The organism is Paraburkholderia sp. SIMBA_030, from assembly GCF_046535245.1.
GTDB lineage: Bacteria > Pseudomonadota > Gammaproteobacteria > Burkholderiales > Burkholderiaceae > Paraburkholderia.
In genome coordinates this window covers 1-279 of the sequence record NZ_JAWRXB010000331.1, presented here as the reverse complement: position 1 = coordinate 279, position 279 = coordinate 1, and the positions used below count along the sequence as shown (strand labels likewise).

The following is a 279-nucleotide window of genomic DNA, read 5'->3' as shown; positions in this document are numbered from 1 at the left end:
CTTACGGCGTGGAAACGGTCAACGTCACCACCCCCGGCCGTCGTGCGATCAACATCACCAGAGACGTCGGCGTCGGTGCGCCAGGGGTCTTCAGCGGTGCGGTCAACGGTGCCATCGGGCCATTCCTGCGCAGCGTCAACGGCCCATACACGGAAGTGAACCAGGAAACCGGCGCCGTCGAAACCTTCGTCGGCGATCCGAACCTCACCGAAGCCGTGACCGGCAGCCCCAACAACACCAACTTCGTGCGCATCCAGGGGCCCGCCGGGACTATCGAGA

Annotated in this window: 1 protein-coding gene; it reads left to right on the top strand. The window is 64.9% G+C overall.

Annotated elements, in window-relative coordinates:
* Positions 1 to 279 (top strand): hypothetical protein (locus SB772_RS40225; protein WP_410838546.1); only part of this gene is annotated, 279 nt, incomplete at both ends.